The sequence below is a fragment of the Paenibacillus sp. E194 genome, from assembly GCF_000935845.1.
GTDB classification, from domain to species: Bacteria; Bacillota; Bacilli; order Paenibacillales; family Paenibacillaceae; genus Paenibacillus_B; species Paenibacillus_B alvei_B.
This window is the reverse complement of the sequence record NZ_JMDX01000377.1, coordinates 1-3,958: the sequence shown is the minus strand read 5'-3', so window position 1 is coordinate 3,958 and position 3,958 is coordinate 1. Positions and strand designations below refer to the sequence as shown.

Sequence of the window (3,958 nt, the reverse complement as noted above, 5' to 3'; positions counted from 1 at the left end):
ATAAATTACTGGATAAACTTTATCAAGGCCATGTTTAAGTTTAAGCTCTCTAGCCGCTTCACTTACAGATTCACTACTTGCTTGAATCGGCTTCAATCCGAATTTCTCAACTAAATATGAGTTAGATTCATTTCCAGTCAATATCTCACTTTCAAACCCGTTTGAAACAATATAATCTCTTACCTCAGGATTACTTTCAATCTCTTCAGCCTGTACCATTTCCAATTGAAAAACTTCTGTTGTGACTTGCTTAACAATACTCTCAATTTCAATGGCATTAACAACTGGAAGTACAGGCGACATTAGCAAAATCAATATTACAAAAAACAATCCTAACTCCCCTTTCAGTTATTTTTCCAGAATATTTCCTGACTAAATATTACAATCGTTTGTGATTTAAATAAAGGAGTATCATGGAAATAACTTCAGTAGTATTCATTCAAAAGTATTTTTATAGCGAAAAATAAAAGAATAATACATAGAAAATCAAAAAATTAGTTGACACTATTTTTAATGCGTGTTAAAAATGTTAATATCCATTTCGGAAAACTAAATATTTGGGCAATGAAAGGATAAAGTAGTGGAAATCTCCCTATCTCAGAGAGCTGATGGTTGGTGTGAATCAGCATATAGATTATTCATGAAGTTCGTCCTGGAGCATCTTTCATAAATCTCACATTGTGAGGAAATGAAAGACGGTAGTGAATACCGTTATCAAATAAAGTGGTGAAGAATTTTGTTCACAACTAGGGTGGTACCGCGATATATATATCGTCCCTACGTATTTACGTAGGGACGTTTTTTATTAAGGTCTTACTCTTGTTGTATCTTCATAACTAGGGTGGTACCGCGATATTTTATCGTCCCTACGTATTTACGTAGGGACGTTTTTATTAAGGTCTTACTCTTGTTGTATCTTCACAACTAGGGTGGTACCGCGATATTTCATCGTCCCTACGTATTTACGTAGGGACGTTTTTTATTTGAAAGGAAGTGGTTGTATGAGAAAGGATCCACGATAGAACAATATGATTAAAGACCGAATCGTAATAGACAAAGAAGATAGAAGAAGCAGAGAGGAGATAAGGAGATGGATTCACAGCAATGGACATCGAAATTAGGTTTCATTTTAGCTGCAGCAGGTTCTGCAATTGGTCTTGGCGCGATTTGGAAGTTCCCGTATATGGCCGGTATTGGAGGCGGTGGCGCGTTCTTTCTTATTTTCATCGGTTTCACTTTATTAATAGGTTTACCGTTATTATTGGCGGAATTTGTAATTGGAAGAAGTGCACAAAAAGAGGCTGTTGAGGCATATAGAGATATTGCTCCTAAGACGCTATGGCCGTGGGTCGGTAAATTAGGGATTGTAACCTGCTTCATATTGCTTTCATTCTACAGTGTTGTAGGAGGATGGATTCTATTATATTTGTGGAACGCAATTACAGGCAGACTATGGGAAGGAAATGGCGCGTACGAAGCAACTTTTGGTGAAATCATTTCCAATCCATATTTGGCGGTTGGAGCACAGCTATTATTTATTCTTATTACTATTTTTATCGTAAGTAAAGGTGTGCAAAACGGTGTTGAAAAAGTAAATAAATATTTCATGCCCGCACTATTTGTTTTATTCTTTGTATTAATTGTTCGAGCACTTACATTAGATGGTGCCGGAGAAGGAGTTCGTTTCTTCTTACAACCAGATTTCTCACATGTAACATCTGAAATTGTGTTATATGCGATGGGGCAATCGTTTTTCTCATTATCTGTCGGTGTAGGAGTCATGGTAACGTATAGCTCATACTTACCGAAAGAAGAAAGTTTACCGCGTTCCGCATTTTCTATCGTCGGTTTAACGCTTGTAATTACATTGCTTGCTGGACTTGCTATTTTCCCGGTTGTATTCGCATTTGGAATGGAACCATCTCAAGGGCCAGGTCTATTATTTATTGTATTGCCAGCGATTTTCAGTAAAATGGCATTCGGAAAACTATTCTTCATTATTTTCTTGTTACTATTTTTCTTTGCAACGATAACATCCGCAATTTCGATGTTGGAAATTAGCGTTGCCTCTTTAACGAAAAAAGGGAGCGGAAAACGCGAAAAAAACGGCACTGATTGTTGGATTACTAATCTTTGTTGTAGGGATTCCATCGGCGCTATCATATGGCGTATTAAGCGATGTGAACTTGTTTGGCAAAACCGTCTTTGATTTAGCAGACTTTACAGTAAGTAATGTTCTTATGCCACTCGGTGTATTATTAGTTGCGATCTTCGTACCGTTAAAAATGAAGAAAGATGTATTAATGAGAGAATTGGAAGTAAGTAAAAATAAAGGCTATAAATTATTCGTATTATGGTTATTCTTACTTCGCTATATAGCACCAATTGCAATTATGATCGTATTTTTAAATGTAATTGGAGTGATTTAGAAATACGAAGGGCCCTAGCATAACGTTATGTTAGGGCCTTTTCGTTATATTTTTTCCGTTACAAGAGATAACACTTGCACCTGACGTAACGTCATGTTTTATAGTATAGTTGCCGGCAAATAGATGCGCAGCACAAAAAGAGGTGATTATGAAGCAGCTTTGGAAAGTCGGAGATCTTGCTAAGCTCACAGGACTCACATTACGAACATTAAGATTTTACGATCAGATTGGCCTGTTTTCTCCTTCAGGGCATTCCGATTCGGGGCACAGGCTGTACAACCAGGCCGACCTATCGAGACTGCAGCAAATTTTGTCCTTAAAAGAGCTAGGCTTATCGCTTGAGGAGATTAAGTCCGTAGTAACTGGCGGCCACTTTAGTCCGCTGCAAATTGTGTCGCTGCAAATCGCCCGTCTAAAAGAAACGATCCAGATGCAACAAAAGCTTTTGGCCGGATTGGAATCCGTGTCCGAACTCATGCTTTTGAAACAACCAGTGACAGTTGAAGATTTTACAAAATTATTAGAAATGATGAAAAAGAGCCAAGAAAAAGTGATCCTCGAACGTTGGATGAATTGGGAGCATCGCCTGGATCAGCTGGGCGAACTCCTCGACAAGGATACCGACGAATCGAATCAAGGGAGCTGAGAATCATGAACGAACGATCTTCCATTCATCACACTTTCGTCGTTGAGCGAGTGTACAAAGCTTCGCCCGCAAAGGTTTTTGCCTGCTGGGCGAATCCTCGCATGAAAGAGCAATGGTTTTCGAAAGCAGATGAGTTTGACTTCCGTGTCGGCGGTGGAGAACGCACTCAAGGTGGGCCTCCCGGCGGAGCGGTGTTTACCTTCAATGCCCGGTATCACGACATTGTGCCGGACGAACGTATCGTGTACACCTATACGTTGGATATGGACGAGACCCGGATTTCCGTTTCCGCAACGACCGTCGAGTTCAAGCCAGAGGGCGAAGGCACAAAGCTGATTTTCACCGAGCAAGGCGTCTTTCTCGATGGCCACGATACGCCGGCTCAGCGCGAGCACGGAACCAAGGAGATGATGGATAAGCTAGGTGTGCAGCTGGAGATTGACTAACCTATTTTACGATGTAAAGGAGGAATGGGCATGACAGAAAACCATGCGGCAAATAGCGAAAACAGCTCAGCGGAAGAATACGAATTGGTAACAACGAGGGTGATAAATGCATCCCCTGCTCTCGTTTACGAAGCCTGGACAAAACCCGAGTACTTGGCACAGTGGTGGGGTCCGAACGGGTTTACGAACACTTTTCACGAATTTGATTTACGGCCGGGAGGGACATGGGAGTTTGTGATGCACGGACCGAACGGAGTCGATTATCCCAATAAAAGCGAATTTGTTGAAATCGGGCCAGAACGGATCGTGCTGCGGCACGTATGTGAACCCCATTATCAACTCACGGCAACCTTCGAGGATCTTGGCGGTACAACCAGACTAACTTGGCGCCAGCTTTTCGAAAACGCTGCCGTATTCAACGCCATCAAGAAAATTGC

Annotated in this window: 4 protein-coding genes, 1 pseudogene and 1 other annotated feature; of the genes and pseudogenes, 4 read left to right on the top strand and 1 reads right to left on the bottom strand. The window is 41.0% G+C overall.

Annotated elements, in window-relative coordinates:
• Nucleotides 1-330 (bottom strand): hypothetical protein (locus AZ66_RS27680; RefSeq protein WP_044357856.1); only part of this gene is annotated, 330 nt, incomplete at its 3' end.
• Between the two features lie 225 nt (nt 331-555).
• Nucleotides 556-782: a binding site (T-box leader), on the top strand.
• Between the two features lie 308 nt (nt 783-1,090).
• Here AZ66_RS27680 and AZ66_RS27675 point away from each other — a divergent pair.
• From AZ66_RS27675 to AZ66_RS27660, 4 genes and pseudogenes are all read left to right on the top strand, one after another.
• Nucleotides 1,091-2,429, top strand: a pseudogene (locus AZ66_RS27675) (sodium-dependent transporter).
• A gap of 148 nt (nt 2,430-2,577) precedes the next feature.
• Nucleotides 2,578-3,075, top strand: coding sequence for a MerR family transcriptional regulator (locus AZ66_RS27670; protein ID WP_044357854.1), 498 nt, complete (start codon nt 2,578-2,580; stop codon nt 3,073-3,075).
• Nucleotides 3,076-3,080: 5 nt separating this feature from the next.
• Complete coding sequence (locus AZ66_RS27665) at nt 3,081-3,521, top strand: SRPBCC family protein (protein WP_044357852.1); 441 nt, start codon at nt 3,081-3,083, stop codon at nt 3,519-3,521.
• A 30-nt stretch (nt 3,522-3,551) separates the two neighbouring features.
• A partial coding sequence (locus tag AZ66_RS27660; RefSeq protein ID WP_044357851.1) for an SRPBCC family protein occupies nt 3,552-3,958 on the top strand: 407 nt, incomplete at its 3' end.

What these genes read in the sequence shown, in the direction of transcription:
- AZ66_RS27670 (WP_044357854.1), top strand. Translation starts at nt 2,578, where the DNA reads ATGAAGCAGCTTTGGAAAGTCGGAGATCTTGCTAAGCTCACAGGACTC.
- AZ66_RS27665 (WP_044357852.1), top strand. Translation starts at nt 3,081, where the DNA reads ATGAACGAACGATCTTCCATTCATCACACTTTCGTCGTTGAGCGAGTG.